The following is a 20,498-nucleotide window of genomic DNA, read 5'->3' on the forward strand; positions in this document are numbered from 1 at the left end:
CCCACGGGCGCGCAGGCCCTGACCTATTCGGTAGGTGCTTCAGTGTTGATCATCGGGGGTACCTCGGCCAGCGCGAACGCACGGCGCTGCTCGCGCCGTCGGGCAAACGGCCGCGCCGCCAGGGGGGCCAGACGCTGGGGCTGGCCGGTTTCCAAGGCTCGCTGAATCGCCGCTATCACCCGCACGTCGCGCCAGCCTTCGTCGCCGTCAGGCTCAGGCGCCTCATTGCGTAGAATGCAGTCGGAAAAATAAGCAGTTTCTCCCGCAAACTGATCGACAACCGGGTTCACATGAATTCGGGTTTCGCCATCGATCGTGGCCCTGTAGCTGATGGCGACCCCCTCCCCGTAACCGAAACATGGCGACGCCTCGATTTCCCCTTGGGTGCCCAGCAGCTGGAACCGCTCGGTGTCCGGCAAGGTATAACTCACGGTGAACTGCGCCAGGCGCTCGTCAGCAAACCGTAGGCTGACGGTGACCGTGTCCCAGGTGTCGAGGGTGCTACCTGGCGAATGTACGCCGACGGCAGTGACCTCGATAGGCTCGGCATTGAAAAGCTGGCGGACCATATTCAGCGGGTACGGGCCCATGTCCGCAACCGGGCCGGCCGCAAAACCGCTTTGCGCGCGGTGATTGCTGGCCTTCACCCGTTGGGTGAACGTCGAGGTGAACAACCGCGGCTCACCAAAGTTGCCGGCATGCACCCGCTCGATCATGTCCAGCGTGCCTGGTTCGCAGTGCAACCGGTAGGCGATCATCAGCTTGGCCCCGGTGCGTTGCGCAGCCTCTATCATCGCTTGGCAGTCGGCCTCGCTGGTGCCCATTGGCTTCTCCAGCAGCACATGGATCCCAGCCTCCAGCGCCGGTATTACAAACTCACGGTGGCGGAAATTAGGCGTGGCGACATATACCGCATCGACCTCACCTGAGCTGAGCAGTGTCGGATAGTCCGCGTAGTCATACGCTTTGAGCCCGTATTGAGCGGCCAGGCGAGTGGCCTTCTGCGCATCGCCGGTCACCAGTGCGGTGATCACCGAATTATCGGTCTGGCCGATGCCGGGCATGAAGGCGCCTTGGGAGATCGAACCTCCGGCCACTACGCCATAACGAATCTTGCCTGCTGCGGTGGGCATGCAAATGCTCCTTTTCATCAGGATGATTGATCGCTTGAGTCATGGGAGTGGGCAAGCCGAGCGTGCGAGAGGTTCCATAAATCTGCCCGGGCATCGCGTAGTACGCCAGGGACACAGGCGATATAACAAGGGGCCGCGGCTACCGGCCCTCGAAAATGAGGGGCGTGCAATGTTCGCTCCACCCGTCGGTGCCAGCGCACGGATGGCGAGTTGCGCCGGCCCAAGAAGAGGAGATCAACCGGAAAGGAGATTCACCATGAAAAGCATCAAGCCCCATTCCCTCATGTTGGTGCTGTGCCTGGGTGCGACCGCGCCGCTGGTGCTGGCCGCCACCGACATGAACGACCAGCGCGCCCCCACTACGCAGCCGCACGACAGCGGGCAGATGAATGGCAACGGCGGCGCCACCGGTTCCGGTACCCCAGGGGATGGCATGGGTACTGGATCTGGCGGTACGAACAGCAATGGCACTGACAACACAGGTGGTGATGGCACCACCAATGGCTCGGGTAGCGGAGGCACGGGAGCGGGGACTGGCACGGGTAATGGCCAGGGTACCGGTTCAGGCTCGGGCACGGGTGGCTCAGGCGGTAGCGCAGGGGGCGGCAGCGGCGCTGGCAGCTGATGAGTGTATCGCTGTCCAGGGCGTGGGGGGGGTGACGAGCCTCGCCCCGCCGCCTCAGCGCCAAGACTTCATCAAGGCCCCATGACTGCCGCAGACCGGGTCCTGTTCTGGGCCCGGCACCCTGGCGATTCGGGCTAATGCCTGCTGATGCTGTGCAGCATCGGGCCGTTGAGTGGCGTAATTTTCCTGGCCCTGTGGATAGGCACCCACCACTAGAAAATCATCACTGCTCTCAATACATCGATGGCCTGTGCCGGCCGGCAGCACCAGCACATCGCCCGGAATCACGCCCAGGGTCTGCCCAGCTTCCCCACCAAGCATCACCTGGGCCCACCCACAGACGACACCCAATGCTTCGTGGGCATTGGGGTGAAAGTGATGGAAATCGTAGATGCCGGCGCGCCAGACCGGCGTCCAGCGGTGCGCCGCGAACAGCGCTTCGAACCCGCCGGCAACATCCTGCGTCGGTTCGATATGCACGTGGTACAGCAGGACCGGAAAACGGTTGTTCGGTGTAGCGCCGTCATCCTCGAAGTGCAAGGTCCGCACGGTGGCAGGGGCAGTGTCGATGGCCTTCATGGTCCGCTTCCTCGGCAAGTGGTCGGTTCTGTTGCGAACCCACTCCCGATTGAATGGTTCCACTCGGAAAACCTGCGCGAACATGCTTGAAACTTTCCTGGCGCCTACCCAGTCCAGACCCCTATCGATACGGCACGGGAGAGCATGATGAGCAGCACGGTAGGTGACTTTCTGATCGAGCGCTTGTACCAATGGGGTGTCCGGCGAATATTCGGCTACCCTGGCGATGGTATCAACGGGGTGTTTGGCGCGCTGAGCCGGGCCAAGGGCAAGATCCAGTTCGTGCAGGCACGCCATGAGGAAATGGCTGCATTCATGGCCAGTGCGCATGCCAAGTTCACAGGCGAACTGGGGGTCTGCATCGCCACCTCTGGCCCGGGTGCCTCGCACCTGTTGACGGGCCTGTACGACGCACGCATGGACCACCAACCGGTGCTGGCCATCGTCGGCCAGCAGGCGCGGGCTGCGCTGGGGGGGCACTATCAGCAGGAGCTGGACCTGCTGTCGATGTTCAAGGACGTTGCCGGGGCTTTCGTGCAGCAAGCGTCCGCTCCGGAACAGGTGCGCCATCTGCTCGACCGAGCAGTGCGTACTGCCGTCGGCGAACGGCGGGTCACCGCCATTATCCTGCCCAACGACCTGCAGGACCTGCCCTACCACGAGCCCGCGAGGGCCCACGGCACCGTGCATTCTGGCGTAGGTTACAGCAAGCCCAAGGTGGTGCCCTTCGAAGCGGACCTGCAGCGTGCCGCCGATGTGCTGAACGCTGGGCGCAAGGTTGCAATCCTGGTGGGAGCCGGCGCCCTGCAAGCCTCCGAGCAGGTGATGGCGGTGGCCGAGACGCTTGGTGCAGGCGTTGCCAAGGCGCTGCTGGGCAAAGCAGTCTTGCCCGATGACCTGCCCTGGGTCACTGGCGCCATAGGGCTACTCGGTACCGAGCCAAGTGCGCAGCTGATGAACGAGTGCGACACCTTGTTGATGATCGGCTCCGGCTTCCCCTATGCCGAGTTCATGCCCAAGGAGGGCCAGGCCCGCGGGGTGCAGATAGACCTGCAGCCGGACATGCTCAGCCTGCGCTATCCGATGGAGGTGAACCTGGTGGGCGATGCCAGCGAGACGCTGCAGGCCTTGCTGCCGTTACTCGAACACAAGCGCGAACGGCGCTGGCGGGACAAGATCGAACGCTGGCGCGCGAGCTGGGACAAGACGCTGGAGAAGCGAGCATTGGCAAAGGCCGATCCGATCAACCCGCAGCGCGTGGTCTACGAGCTTTCCGCTCGCCTGCCCGACCATGCGATCATCACCAGCGACTCGGGCTCCTGCGCCAACTGGTTTGCCCGTGATCTGCAGGTTCGCCAGGGCATGCAATGTTCGCTTTCCGGCGGGCTGGCCAGCATGGGCGCGGCGGTGCCCTATGCGATCTCCGCCAAGTTTGCCCACCCCCAACGCAGCGTGGTGGCGTTGGTGGGGGACGGCGCAATGCAAATGAGCAACCTGGCCGAGCTGATCACCGTGGCCAAGTACTGGCATCAATGGGACAACCCGCAGTGGATCTGCGCCGTCTTCAACAATGAAGACCTCAACCAGGTAACCTGGGAACAGCGGGTCATGGAAGGCGACCCTAAGTTCGAGGCCTCGCAGTCGATCCCCGATGTGCCCTACCACCTCTTCGCCATCTCCATTGGCCTGGAGGGCATCTACGTGGAACGGGAAGAAGAAATCGCCGGCGCTTGGGAGCGGGCGTTGGCGGCTGACCGGCCGGTGTTGATCGAATTCAAGACTGACCCGAACGTGGCGCCCCTGCCCCCACACATCAAGCTGGAACAGGCGAAAAAGTTCGCCAGCAGCTTGCTCAAGGGCGATCCGGACCAGGCAGGGGTCATCGTGCAAACGGCCAAACAAGTCCTGAGCTCGGTGCTGCCCGGCAAAAAATGACAAGATTGAGGCCGCCGGGGCAGGCGTACCCTGCCCGGCGGTATCTATCCGCGTTGGCAGTACGACACGCGCTAACTGCGGCGCCGCCGCCCGCCCAGCTCAACCCACACCGGAGCATGATCACTGGCCTTGGCCTCATTGCGCACCCAGGCATCCACGCCAGCACGTTTCAGGTAGGGGGCCAGTTCGCGGTTGAGCAGCAGGTGATCGATGCGCAAACCGGCGTTGCGTGCCCAGTGATTGCGGAAATAATCCCAGAAGGTGTAGATGCGCTCTTCCGGGTACAGGTCCCGAATGGCATCGGTCCAGCCTTGGGCCAACAACTGCTCGAAACACGCACGCGACTGCGGCTGCAGCAGCGCATCCTTAAGCCAGGAACGCGGGTCATAGATGTCCAGGTCCGTGGGTACGACATTGAAGTCACCCGCCAGCACCGTAGGGTGGCCGCTGTCATAGAGTGCTTGGGCATGTTTTATCAGGCACTCGAACCAGCGCAGCTTGTAGTCGAATTTCGGACCAGGCTGCGGATTACCGTTGGGCAGATAGAGGCACCCCACCAGGACCCCGTGCGCTGCGGCCTCGAGGTACCGGCTGTGGGTATCGTCCTGCATACCCGGCAGACCACGCCGGACCTCCAGCGGCTCGCTGCCCCGCGCCAGAATGGCCACGCCGTTCCACGCTGGCTGCCCCATGTAGATGCAGCCATACCCTGCCGCCTCGATGTCCTGACGCGGAAACTGCTGGTCAGCCGCCTTCAACTCTTGCAGGCAGGCGACATCGGGCTGCTCCCGCTGCAACCAGGCCAGCAACGCCGGCAAACGACTGCGGATCCCGTTGATGTTGAAGGTGGCGATCTTCAACGTTTTCATGCGTCAGGGTCGTTCACGTGAGCCTGCACAGCGTCCTCCAGTGCCCGCACATGGGCCTGATCGGCCAGTTGCTTGAGCGCCAGCCAGTCGTCCCAATCGATGGCGCCATCGTCGCGCAGGGCCTCGGCGGTGCGCACCAGCGCATGATGGTAGGCATCCGGCGACTCGCGCCGGTAACTGATGTCGTCGTACTGCGCGTACCAGGCTTCCAGTTCAGGAATGCTGCGTTCGATACTCATCGGGCCACCCTCGCTAAACCATTATGGGTGAGAGCACGGTGGGCGCGCAGTGTTCAACCGGGCTGCATTGGCGGTAGCGAGTCGCAAGGCGCCGCGCTGCCTTCATACGCCCGCACCGCTATCGGGTGTGTATCAGGCGCCACAACGTACCGACCGCTGATGCAGCGCGTTGGAACTTCACGCCGGGTCAAGAGCCTTCCTTCTCAGGCCTATCGAAAACGGAGACTCAACGATGAATGCGAAACTGGATGGCAAGCGCGTGGCATTTCTGGTCACCGATGGTTTTGAACAGGTCGAGTTGACCGGCCCGCGTGAAGCCCTGGAAAAGCACGGCGCAGTGGTCGACATACTGGGTGACAAGGAAGGTAAGGTTCGCGGCTGGAATCACGACAAGCCTGCTGATGAGTTTGCAGTGGACGCCACCTTCGACAACGCCCAACTGGATCTCTACGACGCCATCGTACTACCTGGCGGGGTACAGAATTCCGACACCATTCGCCTGATACCGGGCGCGCAGAAACTGGTGAAGAGCCACGACGCAGCCGGCAAGCCCCTGGCGGTGATCTGCCACGGCGCCTGGCTGCTGGTGTCGGCAGGCCTGGCCCAAGGCAAGCGGATGACCAGTTATCAGACCCTGCAGGACGACATTCGCAACGCTGGCGGCACCTGGGTGGATGAACAAGTGGTGGTAGACGGTAACCTGATCACCAGCCGCAAGCCGGACGATATCCCGGCCTTCAATGAACAGTTGATCAACACGCTGGCCCGCTGAGTACGCCCCCGGTGCGCACTGCCCAGACCATCGTTCCGGGCAGGCGCACCCGCGCATCGCGGAGGCTATCGACCAGGATTGACGCGGTGCGCTGCGGGGGACGGCTGTCAGCCGAGAAACAACTTGTACGCCGGGTTGTCGGTTTCATCCCAGTAGCGATAGCCCATCTCGGCCAGTGCCAATGGCAGGCCTTGCAACTCATCTTCCGGCACCTCCAATGCCGCGAACACCCGCGCTTCCGCCGCGCCATGGTTACGGTAATGGAACAGGCTGATGTTCCAGCGCTTGCCCAGCCGCTCGAGGAAGCCCAGCAACGCACCCGGTCGTTCCGGGAACTCGAAGCGCAGTACTCGCTCATCGGCCCCAGGCGCGGCATGACCGCCCACGGTATGGCGCACGTGCAGCTTGGCCAGCTCGTTGTCGGTCAGGTCCAGCACGCTGTACCCCTGCTCGCACAAATTGGCCAACAACCGCTCACGCGGGTCGTGCACCGGGTGGGTCTGCACGCCGACGAACAAGCGTGCCTCCTTGCCAGGGTAATAGCGGTAATTGAACTCGGTGATCTGGCGCTTGCCCAGTGCCTGGCAGAACGCGCGGAAGCTACCCGGCTGTTCCGGGATGGTCACGGCGATGATCGCCTCGCGCTGCTCGCCCAGTTCGGCACGCTCGGCGACATGGCGCAAACGGTCGAAGTTGACGTTGGCCCCGGAGTCGATGGCCACCAGTGTTCGCCCCTGCACCCCGTCACGCGCCACGTACCTCTTGATGCCGGCCACAGCCAGGGCGCCGGACGGCTCGGTGATCGAGCGAGTGTCATCGTAGATGTCCTTGATTGCGGCACACAGCTCGTCACTGCTCACCGTCACCACTTCGTCGACAAAATGCCGGCACAGCTCAAAACAATGGGCGCCAATCTGCGCCACTGCCACGCCATCGGCAAACGTGCCGACCTGCGGCAGGATCACCCGCTCGCCAGCGGCCATGGCCGCCTGCAGGCAGTTGGAGTCCTCCGGCTCGACGCCGATCACCTTCACCTCCGGGCGCAGGTACTTCACATAAGCGGCGATGCCGGCGATCAAGCCGCCACCACCCACCGGCACGAAGATGGCATCGAGCGCACCGGGGTGCTGACGAAGGATTTCCATCGCCACCGTACCCTGCCCGGCGATCACGTCCGGGTCATCGAAGGGGGGCACGAAGGTGGCACCCTCGCTGTCGGCCAGCTTCAGTGCATGGGCCAAGGCATGGGGGAAGCTTTCACCGTGCAGCACCACATGCCCACCGCGCGATCGCACCCCTTCCACCTTCAATGAAGGTGTGGTGGTCGGCATGACGATGGTGGCCTTCAGGCCCAGGTGCGATGCGGCCAGGGCCACACCCTGGGCATGGTTGCCTGCCGATGCAGTGATTACCCCGCGCTCACGCTGCGCGCTGGTCAGCCGCGACAGCCGGGTGTAGGCGCCGCGGATCTTGAACGAGAAGGTAGGCTGCAGGTCTTCACGCTTTAGCAACACCTGGTTGCCCAGGCTGGCCGACAAGGCGGGCGCGGCTTGCAGTGGGGTTTCGATGGCCAGGTCGTACACCGGGGCGGCAAGAATGCGCCGCACATGCTCCGACAGCAGTTGCTGGGGGGTGACGGCAGGGCGTGGGACGCTGAAGCTGGTCATCTGTGACTCCTTGGCTATTTTCACGTTGCCCAGGAGTCAGAGAGAAAAAACCCGCCTCCAGGGCGGGTTCGGTGCACGTACGCGCTAGCCCGCCAAGCTGATAATGGCGGTAATAATAATGGCGTTCATGTGCGGGAAAGTATTCATGGGCAGGAACTTAGCCTGCCGCGCAGTCACAAGTCAACACTTGGCTTGCTGCGCCGAGAGCGGCACATCGAACACCTTGTCGAAAGCCCACTGGAACACAAAGGCGTACACGAAGAAGAACACGAACAGCGCCAGATTGGTCAGCAGCGCCGCCCACAGGCTCACGCCCAGCCAGTAGGCCACCAGTGGCAGCAGGATCAACACCAACCCGCCCTCGAAGCCCAGGGCATGCAGCAGGCGCCGCAGGAAGGTGCGCTCACGCTGTTGTTGGCGAGCTTCCCAGCGTTCGAAGGCCCAGTTGAAGCCCATGTTCCAGCTCATGGCGATACCCGACATCAACACCGACAGCACGGCCGACTGCGCCATGCCGGCGCCGAACGCCAGCTCCAGCGCAGGTGCCACGCAGGCCACCGCGATGGCTTCGTAAAGAATGGCCTGGACGATCTTGCGTGCCTTGCCTTGCATGTTCAGCTCCCGGGTAAACGACCTGTAAAACTACAAGAACTGGCCCATAAGAAAAAGCCTGGCATTTGGACAAGCCAGCATTCGGCTGATCAGCTACGCGGTGCTTCTCTTCAGGTGCCTGCCCGCTGCCACAGGGACCCTACCGATGTCAGCCCCTGTCGAGGCATGCCTGCGAACAGGCAGGCAAGGTACAGCATCAACCCGCAGGCAAGCGAATCCTGAACTGTGCTCCGCCCAGTGCCGACTGCGCCACGGTCAAGGTGCCGCCCTGCCCCTCGATCGCTCGCCGGCTGATCGCCAGCCCCAGGCCAAACCCGCCGGTATTGCGATCCCGGCTGCGGTCCAGGCGATAGAAAGGCTGGAAAATCCGCTCGCGCTCCTGTGCCGGAATGCCAATTCCGTCATCCTCCACCGTCAACAGGCAGGCGCCGTCCGCCTCCAGGCGCAAGCGCAGCAGCAGGCTTTCATCGCAATAGCGCATGGCGTTGCGCACCAGGTTCTGCACGGCCCGCGCCGTCAGCCGTGGGTCCAGCACAAAGCGCGGTAACTCGCTTTCGGCCTGCACTTCCCACTGAATACCCCGGCCATCGAGCTCCTCGGCAAACCCGCCCAGCACACTGTCAACCAGCTCCAGCAACGACACCTCGACCCGCTCGCGGGCCTGGTCAGCGTTGTACAGGCGGCTGTAGGACAGCAACTCCAGCACCAGTTCATCCAGCTCGCGCACATGCCCGACCAGCTCCAGCAGGCGCTTGCGGCTGGCCGGCGGCACTTCGTCGAACAACAGGACCAGGCCGAAGTCCAGCCGGGTCAGTGGCGTACGCAGTTCGTGCGATACCGCATTGAGCAGCTCGCGCTGCTGGTTGACATGGCGCTCCAGGTCACTGGCCATGGTGTCGAATACCCCAGCCAGCTCCCCGATGTTGGAGTGTGGCGAAATGTGCGTACGCTCGGCCATCTGCCCCTGGCCCAGGCGCCGGGCAGTTTCCTTCAGGCGCTCAAGGTCACGCCAGTGCGGCCATACCCACAGCAGCAGGCAACCAAGCATGGCCGCACCGATCAGCACGGTCACGCCCCAGGACAGCACATTGATGTCCAGCGGGTCGGGGGGGGAATGCAGGCGCACCAGCCATTGCTTGTCCAGCGGCGCCAGGATCGTCTCGTAGTAGCCCCATTCGGCGATCCGCACCGCGTACAGGCCGTGCTCCAGGCGCGCCTGTTCTTCTTCGCTCAAGTCGGCCTGGTCCATGCGCAGCAGCTGCAATTGCAGCGGCGCGAAATCATCCGCCAGCTCCTGCTCTACTGCCGGCCAGTGCTCACGTGGCGCCTGGCGGAACTGGCGCACGATCAACGACTGCACACCCTTGGCCTGGTCCAGGTTGTAGGCCATGAAACGGTCATGGAACATCCCGACAATGGTGTCGGGGATGAACAGCAACGCACCGGCGTAGGCGACGATGATCACCAGGTACAGCCGCACCAGGATCTTGAGCATTGCAGGTCAGCACTCCCACTCGACGCGGCTGAACAGGTAGCCCTTGCCCCACACCGTCTTGATCTTTCGCGCTTCCCCGGCGTTATCGTCGAACTTGCGCCGCAGCTTGGAGATGGCCACGTCCACCGAGCGGTCGGTGCCGTTGAACTCGATGCCGCGCAGCTGCTGCAGGATGCGGTCGCGGTTCATCACCTCACCGGCATTGCGCGCCAGCACCACCAGGAGGTTGTACTCGCCACTGGACAGTTCCACTTCTTCGCCGCGCCAGCTGACCGTGCGCTCGGCCAGGTCGATCCGCAGGCCACCGATCAGAATCAGCTCGTTGTCCAGGCGTGGCTCGTTGACACTGCTGCGGCGCAGCAGGGTACGCACCCGGGCCAGCAATACCCTGGGCTCGCAGGGTTTGGTCACATAGTCATCAGCGCCCATTTCCAGGCCCAGTACCTGGTCATGGCTGTCATCGCGGGCAGTCAGCATCAGGATCGGCAAGCCCTGGGACTCCTGGCGCAGCAGGCGGCACAGTTGCAACCCGTCGATGCCCGGCAGCATCAGGTCGAGGATGACCAGGTCGGGCTTTTGCCGGCGGTACTCGTCCAGCACGTGATCGCCCCGAGCGATCACCTGGACATGGAAGTCGTTGCGTTGCAGGTAGCTGGCGATCAGCTCGGACAGGGCGCTGTCGTCTTCGACCAGGAAAATATTCGGCATAGGCGCTTGGGGATCTAGGTTGTGGTAGACCTGACAGAGCTGTTCGGGGCTTGCCCGCGATCAGTTCAGCACAGGAATACTCAGGATATAGAACACCACGGCAAGACAGGATTGTTCTTCACACTTTTTCACACTCGCCCTACAGGTATTAACAGCCGCTTGGGCAGCACCTGCCTTAGCATAGGCACGGTCATCATCGGAAGATCCGCATGCCTACTATCCCCTCCCCGCGCCTGCGCCATCTGGCGCTGTTGGCGTTGCTGAGCCTGGCCCTTGCCGGCTGCAACGACAGTGCCGAGCAAGACCAACAGCCCCCCACCCCGCAAGTTCGGGTTGAAACCCTGCAACTGCAGCCGCTGGCCATCAGCAGTGAACTCAGCGGCCGCATCCTGGCACCGCGCACCGCCGAAGTGCGTGCGCGGGTCGCCGGTGTGGTGCTCAAGCGGGTGTACCGCGAAGGCAGTGACGTCAAGCAGGGCGACGTGCTGTTTTTGATCGACCCGGCACCGTTCAAGGCCGACCACGACAGCGCTCGCGCCACCTTGGCCAAGGCCGAAGCCACCCGATACCAGGCACGTCTGCAGGAGCAGCGCTACCGCCAGCTGGTCGACGACAAGGCCGTCAGCCGCCAGGAATACGACAACGCCAAGGCCAGCTTCATGCAGGCCGATGCCGCAGTGGCCGAAGCCAGGGCGGCACTGGAGCGCGCCCGGCTGAACCTCGGCTACGCCACCGTCACCGCGCCGATCTCCGGCCGTATCGGCCGGGCCCAGGTTACCGAAGGCGCACTGGTCGGGCAAAACGAGACCACGCCGCTGGCGACCATCCAGCAGCTGGACCCGATCCATGCCGATGTCACCCAGTCGACCCGCGAGCTCAACGCCCTGCGCCGTGCCTTGCGTGCCGGCGAGCTGCAGCAGGTGGGCGATGGCCAGGCCCGCGCCACGCTGATCCAGGACGACGGCAGTGCCTACCCGCTACCCGGCACGCTGCTGTTCTCCGACATCAGTGTCGACCCCAGCACCAACCAGATCACCCTGCGCAGCGAGTTCCCCAACCCGGACCTCGATCTGTTGCCCGGCAGCTATGTGCGCGTGCGCCTGGAGCAGGCCGTGCAACCCAGCGGCCTGAGCGTGCCGCAGCGCGCCGTGCTGCGTGACAGCGCCGGCGTACCCAAGGTGCTGGTGGTCGACCAGCAGGCGCGAGTCAGCGAGCGCCAGGTGGTACTGGGCAGTGCCCAGGGCGATCGCTGGATTGTCAGCGAGGGCCTGGCCCCCGGCGAGCGCGTGGTGGTCGAGGGGCTGCAACACGTCAAGGCCGGTGACCAGGTGCAGGTCGACAACGCATCCGGGGCACCGCCCATCGCACAGCACACCGGCCAGTGAGGGCCTGATTCATGCCGCAATTCTTCATCGACCGCCCGGTATTCGCCTGGGTCGTCGCCCTGTTCATCCTGCTGGCTGGGGCGCTGGCCATACCCCAGCTGCCGGTGGCCCAGTATCCCAACGTGGCACCGCCGCAGGTGGAGATCTACGCCGTGTACCCAGGCGCCTCGGCCGCGACCATGGACGAGAGCGTGGTCAGCCTGATCGAGCAGGAGCTAAACGGCGCCGACAACCTGCTGTATTTCGAATCGCAGAGCAGCCTGGGCAGCGCCACCATCACCGCCACCTTCGCCCCGGGGACCCACCCGGACCTGGCCCAGGTCGACGTGCAGAACCGCCTGAAGGTGGTCGAGTCCCGCCTGCCGCGCCCGGTCACCCAGCAGGGCCTGCAAGTGGAAAAGGTGTCCACCGGCTTCCTGCTGCTGGGCACCCTCACCTCTGAAGACGGCAAGCTCGACGAAACCGCACTGTCGGACATTCTCGCGCGCAACGTGATGAACGAGATCCGCCGCCTCAAGGGCGTGGGCAAGGCCCAGCTGTACGGCTCGGAGCGCGCCATGCGCATCTGGATCGACCCGGGCAAGCTGATCGGCTTCAACCTAACGCCCAACGACGTCGCCGAGGCCATTGCCGCGCAGAATGCCCAGGTCGCGCCTGGCAGCATCGGCGACCTGCCCAGCCGCGACACCCAGGAAATCACCGCCAACGTGGTGGTCAAGGGCCAACTGAGCACCCCCGAGGAATTCGCCGCCATTGTCCTGCGCGCCAACCTGGAGGGCTCCACGGTCACCGTCGGTGATGTCGCCCGGGTCGAGATCGGCGCCCAGGAATACCAGTACGGCACGCGCCTGAACGGCAAGCCGGCCACCGCGTTCAGCGTGCAGCTGTCGCCGGGTGCCAATGCCATGGAAACCGCGACCCTGGTGCGGGCGAAAATGCAGGAACTGGCGCGTTACTTCCCGGAAGGTGTCAAGTACGACATCCCCTATGACACCTCGCCGTTCGTCAAGGTGTCCATCGAGCAGGTCATTACCACCCTGTTCGAAGCCATGTTGCTGGTGTTCGCGGTGATGTTCCTGTTCCTGCAGAACCTGCGCTATACCCTGATCCCTACCCTGGTGGTGCCGGTGGCGCTGATGGGTACCTTCGCGGTCATGCTGGCCATGGGCTTCTCGGTCAACGTGCTGACCCTGTTCGGCATGGTGCTGGCCATCGGCATTCTGGTCGACGATGCCATCGTGGTGGTGGAGAACGTCGAGCGCATCATGACCGAGGAAGGCCTGCCGCCCAAGGAAGCGACGCGCAAGGCCATGGGCCAGATCAGCGGTGCAATCGTCGGCATCACCCTGGTGCTGGTGGCGGTGTTCCTGCCCATGGCCTTCATGCAGGGCTCGGTGGGGGTGATCTATCAGCAGTTCTCGCTGTCGATGGCCGTGTCGATCCTGTTCTCGGCATTCCTGGCCCTCAGCCTCACCCCGGCACTGTGCGCCACCTTGCTCAAGCCGGTGGCCAAGGGCGAGCACCATGAACGCAAAGGCTTCTTCGGCTGGTTCAACCGGCGATTTGAAAGCATGAGCAACGGCTATGAGCGCTGGGTGGTGCAGGCGCTCAAGCGCAGCGGCCGCTATTTGCTGTTGTACGCGGTGCTGCTGGCGGTGCTGGGCTATGGCTTCAGCCAGTTGCCCACGGCGTTCCTGCCCACCGAAGACCAGGGCTACACCATCACCGACACCCAGCTGCCACCAGGGGCCAGCCGCATGCGCACCGAGCAGGTGGCCGCGCAAATCGAGGCACACAACGCCGAAGAACCCGGCGTGGGCAACACCACCGTGATCCTCGGCTTCAGCTTCTCTGGTAGCGGGCAAAACGCGGCGCTGACCTTCACCACCCTCAAGGACTGGTCCGAGCGTGGTGCCGACGACAGCGCCCAATCGATTGCCGACCGCGCCAGCGCGGCCTTCTCTCAGCTGAAGGACGCCGTGGCGTTTTCGGTGCTGCCGCCGCCAATCGACGGCCTGGGCGAGTCCACCGGCTTCGAGTTCCGCCTGCAGGACCGCGGTGGTATGGGCCACGCCGAGCTGATGGCCGCCCGCGATACGCTGCTGGCCACTGCCGGCAAAAGCAAGGTGCTGACCAACGTGCGCGAAGCCTCGCTGGCCGAAAGCCCGCAGGTGCAACTGGAGATCGACCGCCGCCAGGCCAATGCCCTGGGCGTGTCGTTTGCCGACATCGGCTCGGTACTGGATGTGGCGGTGGGCTCCAGCTACGTCAACGACTTCCCCAACCAGGGCCGCATGCAGCGGGTGGTGGTGCAGGCCGAAGGCGACCAGCGCAGCCAGGTCGAAGACCTGCTGAAAATCCACGTACGCAACAACAGCGGCAAGATGGTGCCACTGGGCGCATTCGTCCAGGCCAAGTGGGTCAGCGGCCCAGTGCAGTTGACCCGCTACAACGGCTACCCGGCGGTGTCGATTTCCGGTGAGCCGGCAGCCGGCCACAGTTCGGGCGAAGCCATGGCCGAAATCGAACGCCTGGTGGCGCAGCTGCCGCCCGGCGCTGGCCTGGAGTGGACCGGCCTGTCGCTGCAGGAGCGCTTGTCCGGCAGCCAGGCGCCGATGCTGATGGCATTGTCGTTGCTGATCGTGCTCCTGTGCCTGGCAGCGCTGTACGAGAGCTGGTCGATCCCGACCGCCGTGCTGCTGGTGGTACCGCTCGGTATCCTGGGTGCGGTGCTGGCCGTGACCCTGCGCGGCATGCCCAACGACGTGTTCTTCAAGGTTGGCCTGATTACCCTGATCGGCCTGTCGGCGAAGAACGCCATCCTGATCATCGAGTTTGCCAAGCACCTGGTCGACCAGGGTGTGGACGCCGTTGACGCCGCCGTGCAGGCCGCGCGCCTGCGCCTGCGGCCCATCGTGATGACCTCGCTGGCGTTCATCCTCGGCGTGGTACCGCTGGCCATCGCTACCGGCACGAGCTCGGCCAGCCAGCAGGCCATTGGAACCGGGGTGATCGGCGGCATGCTCAGCGCCACCCTGGCGGTGGTGTTCGTACCGGTATTCTTCGTGGTGGTGATGCGCCTTGCGGGACGGCGTCAGGCGCGTGACGCCAACGCACAAGCCGGGATCAGCGAAAGCTGACTGGACAAGCCCCGCGTGAAATGGGAGGGTTCCCGGCAATGACTGCCCGGAGCCCTTTTTCATGCCTGATGCACTGCCCCCCTGCTCCATCCTCATTCTCGCCGGCGGCCGTGGCCAACGCATGGGCGGCCGTGACAAAGGCCTGGTCGCGTGGCAGGGCGAACCGCTGGTTGCGCATCTACAGCGGGTGGTGCGGCCGCTAAGCGATGACCTGGTGATTTCCTGCAACCGTAACCAGGAGGCTTACCGTACGTACGCTGACCAGTTGGTGGGCGATACCGAAGCGGACTTCCCCGGGCCGTTGGCGGGGGTGGTTGCCGGGCTCAAGGTGGCACGGCATGAGTGGATGGTGGTACTGGCCTGCGATGCACCACTGGTTGACCGCGATTTGATCGAGGAGCTGCTAAGGCTGGCGGTGGTCAGTGACAGTGCGGCAATGGTACGTCAGGGTGGGTTTTGGCAGCCGATGTTCAGCGTGCTGCCACGCCGGATACTGCCAATGCTGGAGCAGGCCTGGGCGACGGGAGAGCGGAGTTTGCAGAAGGCCTTGCTGCGCGAGGCGGTGCAGGGGTTGGAGTGTGCCGATGATGATCGCCGGTTGAGCAACTTCAACAGCCCGGAACTCTTGCAGGACTGAGCACATGGCACGGTCATTGTAGAAGCGAGGTAATGATTAGCGGGCAGACAACTCCTCGACACTGATCTCGCGCATCCTGAACTTCTGCACCTTCCCGGTCACCGTCATCGGGAACTCGTCGACAAAGCGGAAGTACCGGGGCACCTTGAAGTGTGCGATCCGCGTCCTCGCCCACTCACGCAGCGCTTCTTCACTGGCGGTATGCCCCGGGTGCAGCCGCACCCAGGCCACGATCTCTTCACCGTACTTGCTGCACGGCACGCCAATCACTTGCACATCCGCCACCGCCGGGTGGGTGAAGAAGAACTCTTCCAGCTCGCGCGGGTAGATGTTCTCGCCGCCGCGAATGATCATGTCCTTGCTGCGCCCGACGATGCGCACGTAGCCCTGCTCGTCCATCACCGCCAGGTCACCGGTATGCATCCAGCCCTCTTCATCGATGCTTTCAGCCGTGGCCTTGGGGTTGTTCCAGTAGCCCAGCATCACGCTGTAGCCACGGGTGCAGAGCTCGCCGATCTCGCCGCGCGGCAGGGTGTTGCCGTCGACATCCGTCACCTTGCTCTCCAGCCGTGGCTGGGTGCGACCGACACTGGTCACGCGACGATCCAGGTCGTCTGTAGCGCCGGTCTGCAGCGACACCGGGCTGGTCTCGGTCATGCCATAGGCAATCTGCACCTCGGCCATGTGCATCTCGCCAATCACCCGGCGCATGACCTCGATCGGGCAGGTGGCGCCGGCCATGATCCCGGTACGCAGGCTCGACAGGTCGAATTCACGCCGCTGCGGGTGGTCCAGCTCGGCGATGAACATGGTTGGCACGCCATACAGCGCGGTGGCCTTTTCTTCGGCCACCGCGCGTAACGTGGCCAGTGGGTCGAAGGCGTCATTGGGGTAGATCAGCGCGCTGCCGTGGGTCATGCAGCCCAGGTTGGCCATGACCATGCCGAAGCAGTGGTAAAGCGGTACCGGCACTACCAAACGGTCGTGCTCGGTCAGGCCCAGGCTTTCGCCGACCATGTAGCCGTTGTTGAGGATGTTACTGTGGCTAAGTGTGGCGCCTTTGGGGAAACCCGTGGTGCCAGAGGTGTACTGGATGTTGATCGGGTCGTCGCAGCGCAGTTGGGCCTGGCGCTCGGCCAGGGCCTCGCGGCTGACGGATTCAGCGCGAGCTTGCAGATCGGGCCAGGCGAGAAAGCCCGATGGCGGCGTGGCAGCCAGGCTGACCACGCCGCGCAGCTCAGGGAAGCGCTCGCTTGTCAGCGCGCCCGGCTGGCCGTTTGCCAGCCCCGGAATGAGACCGAGCAGCATGGCGTGGTAATCGGAAGTCTTGAACGCGTCGGCGCAGATGATCCAGCGGCAGCCGGACTGGCCAAGCGCGTAGTCCAGCTCGCTGGAGCGATAGGCCGGGTTGATGTTGACCAGGATCGCGCCAACCTTGGCGCTGGCGAACTGGGTAATGCACCATTCGGCGCAGTTGGGTGCCCAGATGCCCAGGCGGTCACCCGGTTGCACGCCGAGGGCCATCAGCGCACGAGCGTGCTGATCGACGGCATCGGCCAGTTGCTGCCAGGTAAAGCGCAGGGCCTGGTGGCAGACCACCAAGGCTTCGCGCTCGGGGAAGCGGGCGACAGTGGTGTCGAAGGCGTCGCCGATGCATTGGGTAAGCAGGGGCTTGTCCTGGTTGCCCTGGGAGTGACTTGGCTGGGGCATGGGCGCTCTCTTGTTGTTCTTGTGTGTTCTGTGCCGGCTGCTTCGCGGGGTCACCGCGCGAAGCAGCACACACCGGTCTAGCGGACGAACACCTGCGGCGTGGTGGTGGACATGTCACCACCCGGTAACTTGATGTTCTTCACCTTCTCCAGCGTATCCGGGTTGAACACCGCAAGGTCATTGAAGGTGCCGCCCAGGTACAGCTTGTCACCCTTTTTGTCGAAGGTGACGCAATAATAGGTGTGCTCAAGATTAGCTGCCTTGATCAGCTTGCGCTGCTTGATGTCGTATTTGGCCAGGCGGTTGAGTACGCCGTAGATCTGGTTAGGGTCCTTGGGCGAGCGCAGGCCGGTGAAGTAAAGCTCGGTCAGGTCGGCGAATTCCTGGGTGTGGGTCTTGCCTGTCTTCAAGTCGACACTGAGGTAGCCGTACAGCAGCTCGGCTTCGTTCGGGTCCTGCTTCTCATCCTTGAACTTGGCAATGGTGTACAGCATCGAGAACTCGTGGCGGGGGTTCTGGTGCGGCCAGAAATACAGCACGTCCGGGGCGCTGTAGCCCTTGCGGTTCCAACTGCGAAGCGGCAAGGCCACGGTGTACTTGCCGGTCTTCACGTCCATCTTGTAGATATCCGGCCCGGCGAAATACAGTGTGCCATCGTCGGCGGTGCGCATCAGGTACACCTGGCGCGGCATGGGGTAGGTACGCACCGGCTTGGCCGCAAGGCCATCGGCGCTGTTGAACACTTCCAGCCGTGGCGGCTTTACCACATAGTGGTCGTTCAGGCGCTGGGTCGGGTTGACCGTGGCGTACACCTCCTTGCCGTCCGGGCTGACGGCGAACGAGTACATCGACCGGCCCACCTCGCCTGGCACGCTCGACAGGTTGGCGTGGAAGGTGTTCTTGCAGGTGTCCAGGTCGATGCCATAGATGTCGCCGTAGTGGTTGTTGAGCACGTAGGCGGTGCGGTTGTCTGGCGCCATCATTGCGGTGCCAGGGCCGAACTTGTCGGGCATGACGCAGCTCTTGTACACCCTGTCGCTGGCGACATCGACCACATGCAGGTTGTTCGGGTAGTTGGTCACGATCATGTATTCGTGGCCAGCCTTCAGTGCCGGCCCGGTGTCGTCGGCCTGTACCAGGCCGGCAAAGGCCGTGGCGGCGATGGTGAGCGCGAGTGGCGCGCAGCGTCCAGCTTTCATGCGGTTTCCCCTTGTCATTCTTGTTGGGCCGTCACTTGTCTTTCGGGAACACGGTGCCGAGGTTGCGCCAGTCCTCTGCCGAGTTGGTCGCCTGGGCGTTCCAGTCCTGGTAGGTGCTCATCATGTCCGGCACCTGGGCCGGCCACCAGCAAGGGTCGGAGCAGCCATACAGGTCGGCCTCCATCGGCTGGCACAGCGAACTCACGCCACCAAAGGCGTCCACTTCCCAGCCCGGGTCGGTAGTGGCCGTGCAGCCTGCCACCGCACTCATTGCCATCACTTCTTCGACACGGTCTTCGGCGGCAGCCTGCTCGAGGATGCGCGCCTTGTTGTTCAGGGGCTTCAAGTGCTTCATGTCAGTGCGCCTTCCGCGGGGTGATGTAGCGATCGATGAAGGCCGGGTTGGCGGCCATGATGCGGCTGTAGACTTCGATGCCGAAGTCCACCCAGTCGCGCATCAGTTCGCAGTAGTGGTAGGTCGGGTGCTGCGGATCGCCATAGCGCGCATAGCTTTCGTGGTAGCAGCCGCCCGAGCAGAGGTTGCGGATGCGGCAGCTTTCGCACCCTGTGTTGCTGCGGTCCAGGCGCTGCGACAGGAAGTCGTTGAGCTGAGCTTGCTTGACACCTTGGTGCACGTTGCCGAAGGTCGGCAGGTTGGAGCCGGTAAAGCGGTGGCACAGGTTCAACTCGCCCTTGTGGTCCACCGCCAGCATCTTCAGCCCGGCACCGCACGGCAGGGCCTTCTTGTGGCCCTCGTGGATATCGGTAATCAGCTGGTGCAGATTGGAGAACCCGATATTGCGGTGTTCCAGCGCCGCCTCCAGGTATTTGCGGCCCAGCGCCTTCATGTTGGCAAACACCTGCACCAGCTCTTCGCCAGTCAGGTTGAACTCGGCCATGTCGCCTGAGGTGACCGGGGCAAAGCCGACCTCGGCGAAACCCATTTCGTTGAACAGGTGGTTCCAGATGGTTTCGACATCGGTAATGCCACGCGTCAGCGTGACCCGCGCGCCTACCGGGCGGCTGGTATAGCGCGACAGCAACAGCTCGGCCTTGCGCCGCACCACGTCATAGGTGCCCTGCCCGCCCACGGTGATGCGGTTGCGGTCGTGCACGGTCTTGGGGCCGTCGATACTGATCGACAGGCCGAAGCGGTGGGCGTTGAGCCAATCGATGATTTCTTCGGTGAGCAAGGTGGCATTGGTGGTCATGATGAACTCCACCTGCTTGCCCGCCTCGGCAAAACGCCGCTCGCAGTAGGCCACCATGTGCTCAATCAACGGCCGGTTGGACAGCGGTTCGCCACCGAAGAACACCACGCTGTAGCGCGTCTCGTCGGGCGACTCCTTGAGCAGCATCTCTACCGAGGCTTCGGCGGTGTCAGTGCTCATCTTCTTACCGGCCGAAGGCTTGTCCAGGTCTTCCTTGTAGCAGTAGGTACAGCTGAGGTTGCAACCGGTGTTGACGTTGAGTACCACGGTATTCAGCGCGGTGCGCTCGACCTGCTTGAGTGCGATTTCCGGGGTCAGCGGCGAGCCGTCGCTGACCAGCTCCAGCGCGATCAGCTCGCGCAAGGTGTCCTGGATATCGTCGCCGGCAAACTGCTGGCCAAGGCGCTGCATCAGCTCCTCGGCCGAGCAGCCGTGCTGGCGCAAGGCGTCGATGATGCTGCCGGTCACCGCATCGGTGGCAAACAGCGAACTGCTGGGGATATGGAACAGCATGCGGTCGGCATCGACCTGCACTTCATGCAGGTTGCGTTCGACCAGGTTCAGTTGTGCGCCCATGGCGAC

The 20,498-nt window shown here is 63.7% G+C and carries 18 protein-coding genes; 6 read left to right on the plus strand and 12 right to left on the minus strand.

The window, feature by feature from the left end; all coding sequences use genetic code 11:
- Nucleotides 1-23: 23 nt before the first annotated feature.
- Entirely contained in the window at nt 24-1,133 is a 1,110-nt protein-coding gene (locus DMX11_RS10035; protein ID WP_110744386.1) for a Gfo/Idh/MocA family protein, read from the minus strand.
- 256 nt (nt 1,134-1,389) lie between these two features.
- Here DMX11_RS10035 and DMX11_RS10040 point away from each other — a divergent pair, with 256 nt between their 5' ends.
- On the plus strand, nt 1,390-1,758 hold the full coding sequence (locus DMX11_RS10040) for a hypothetical protein (protein WP_110744387.1): 369 nt from the start codon (nt 1,390-1,392) through the stop codon (nt 1,756-1,758).
- 54 nt (nt 1,759-1,812) lie between these two features.
- On the opposite strand, the gene DMX11_RS10045 is transcribed toward DMX11_RS10040, so the two are convergent.
- Nucleotides 1,813-2,337 (minus strand): cupin, encoded by a 525-nt coding sequence (locus DMX11_RS10045; RefSeq protein ID WP_110744388.1) that lies wholly within the window; start codon nt 2,335-2,337, stop codon nt 1,813-1,815.
- 147 nt (nt 2,338-2,484) lie between these two features.
- On the opposite strand from DMX11_RS10045, the gene DMX11_RS10050 reads away from it, so the two are divergent.
- Nucleotides 2,485-4,272 (plus strand): thiamine pyrophosphate-requiring protein, encoded by a 1,788-nt coding sequence (locus DMX11_RS10050; RefSeq protein WP_110744389.1) that lies wholly within the window; start codon nt 2,485-2,487, stop codon nt 4,270-4,272.
- 71 nt (nt 4,273-4,343) lie between these two features.
- Here DMX11_RS10050 and xth read toward each other — a convergent pair whose 3' ends face one another.
- Both xth and DMX11_RS10060 read right to left on the minus strand, forming a co-directional pair.
- Nucleotides 4,344-5,141 (minus strand): exodeoxyribonuclease III, encoded by a 798-nt coding sequence (xth, locus tag DMX11_RS10055; RefSeq protein ID WP_110744390.1) that lies wholly within the window; start codon nt 5,139-5,141, stop codon nt 4,344-4,346.
- Nucleotides 5,138-5,380 carry a hypothetical protein gene (locus DMX11_RS10060; RefSeq protein ID WP_110744391.1) on the minus strand — a complete coding sequence of 81 codons (243 nt, stop codon included), beginning with the start codon at nt 5,378-5,380 and terminating at the stop codon, nt 5,138-5,140. Before DMX11_RS10060 ends, xth begins: the two co-directional genes overlap by 4 nt.
- Nucleotides 5,381-5,612: 232 nt before the next feature.
- On the opposite strand from DMX11_RS10060, the gene DMX11_RS10065 reads away from it, so the two are divergent.
- Nucleotides 5,613-6,152 (plus strand): type 1 glutamine amidotransferase domain-containing protein, encoded by a 540-nt coding sequence (locus tag DMX11_RS10065; protein ID WP_110744392.1) that lies wholly within the window; start codon nt 5,613-5,615, stop codon nt 6,150-6,152.
- Between the two features lie 107 nt (nt 6,153-6,259).
- Here the strand turns inward: DMX11_RS10065 and ilvA are convergent, their stop codons facing one another.
- The 4 genes from ilvA to DMX11_RS10085 all read right to left on the minus strand — a co-directional run bounded on the left by ilvA (nt 6,260) and on the right by DMX11_RS10085 (nt 10,634).
- Nucleotides 6,260-7,819: a threonine ammonia-lyase, biosynthetic gene (gene ilvA / locus DMX11_RS10070; RefSeq protein WP_110744393.1), complete on the minus strand. Its 1,560-nt coding sequence runs from the start codon at nt 7,817-7,819 to the stop codon at nt 6,260-6,262.
- A gap of 180 nt (nt 7,820-7,999) precedes the next feature.
- Complete coding sequence (locus tag DMX11_RS10075) at nt 8,000-8,431, minus strand: PACE efflux transporter (RefSeq protein WP_110744394.1); 432 nt, start codon at nt 8,429-8,431, stop codon at nt 8,000-8,002.
- 196 nt (nt 8,432-8,627) lie between these two features.
- Nucleotides 8,628-9,926, minus strand: coding sequence for an ATP-binding protein (locus tag DMX11_RS10080; RefSeq protein ID WP_110744395.1), 1,299 nt, complete (start codon nt 9,924-9,926; stop codon nt 8,628-8,630).
- A 6-nt stretch (nt 9,927-9,932) separates the two neighbouring features.
- Nucleotides 9,933-10,634: a response regulator transcription factor gene (locus DMX11_RS10085; RefSeq protein ID WP_110744396.1), complete on the minus strand. Its 702-nt coding sequence runs from the start codon at nt 10,632-10,634 to the stop codon at nt 9,933-9,935.
- A gap of 209 nt (nt 10,635-10,843) precedes the next feature.
- On the opposite strand from DMX11_RS10085, the gene DMX11_RS10090 reads away from it, so the two are divergent.
- The 3 genes from DMX11_RS10090 (at nt 10,844) to mobA (ending at nt 15,796) form a co-directional block, all read left to right on the plus strand.
- Nucleotides 10,844-12,019 (plus strand): efflux RND transporter periplasmic adaptor subunit, encoded by a 1,176-nt coding sequence (locus DMX11_RS10090; RefSeq protein ID WP_110744397.1) that lies wholly within the window; start codon nt 10,844-10,846, stop codon nt 12,017-12,019.
- 11 nt (nt 12,020-12,030) lie between these two features.
- The gene (locus tag DMX11_RS10095) at nt 12,031-15,159 is read left to right on the plus strand and encodes an efflux RND transporter permease subunit (protein ID WP_110744398.1); all 3,129 of its coding nucleotides are present in this window, start codon (nt 12,031-12,033) and stop codon (nt 15,157-15,159) included.
- Nucleotides 15,160-15,220: 61 nt separating this feature from the next.
- Nucleotides 15,221-15,796, plus strand: a complete 576-nt coding sequence (gene mobA / locus DMX11_RS10100; protein ID WP_110744399.1) for a molybdenum cofactor guanylyltransferase MobA — start codon at nt 15,221-15,223, stop codon at nt 15,794-15,796.
- Nucleotides 15,797-15,832: 36 nt separating this feature from the next.
- Here mobA and DMX11_RS10105 read toward each other — a convergent pair whose 3' ends face one another.
- From DMX11_RS10105 to peaB, 4 genes are all read right to left on the minus strand, one after another.
- Complete coding sequence (locus DMX11_RS10105; RefSeq protein WP_110744400.1) at nt 15,833-17,506, minus strand: fatty acid CoA ligase family protein; 1,674 nt, start codon at nt 17,504-17,506, stop codon at nt 15,833-15,835.
- Between the two features lie 77 nt (nt 17,507-17,583).
- Nucleotides 17,584-18,705, minus strand: a complete 1,122-nt coding sequence (gene peaD, locus DMX11_RS10110; RefSeq protein ID WP_110744401.1) for a quinohemoprotein amine dehydrogenase subunit beta — start codon at nt 18,703-18,705, stop codon at nt 17,584-17,586.
- 31 nt (nt 18,706-18,736) lie between these two features.
- Complete coding sequence (qhpC, locus tag DMX11_RS10115) at nt 18,737-19,060, minus strand: quinohemoprotein amine dehydrogenase subunit gamma (protein WP_014590799.1); 324 nt, start codon at nt 19,058-19,060, stop codon at nt 18,737-18,739.
- 1 nt (nt 19,061) lies between these two features.
- Nucleotides 19,062-20,492: a quinohemoprotein amine dehydrogenase maturation protein gene (gene peaB, locus DMX11_RS10120; RefSeq protein ID WP_110744402.1), complete on the minus strand. Its 1,431-nt coding sequence runs from the start codon at nt 20,490-20,492 to the stop codon at nt 19,062-19,064.
- Nucleotides 20,493-20,498 lie beyond the last annotated feature (6 nt).

The organism is Pseudomonas sp. LB-090624, from assembly GCF_003205205.1.
GTDB lineage: Bacteria > Pseudomonadota > Gammaproteobacteria > Pseudomonadales > Pseudomonadaceae > Aquipseudomonas.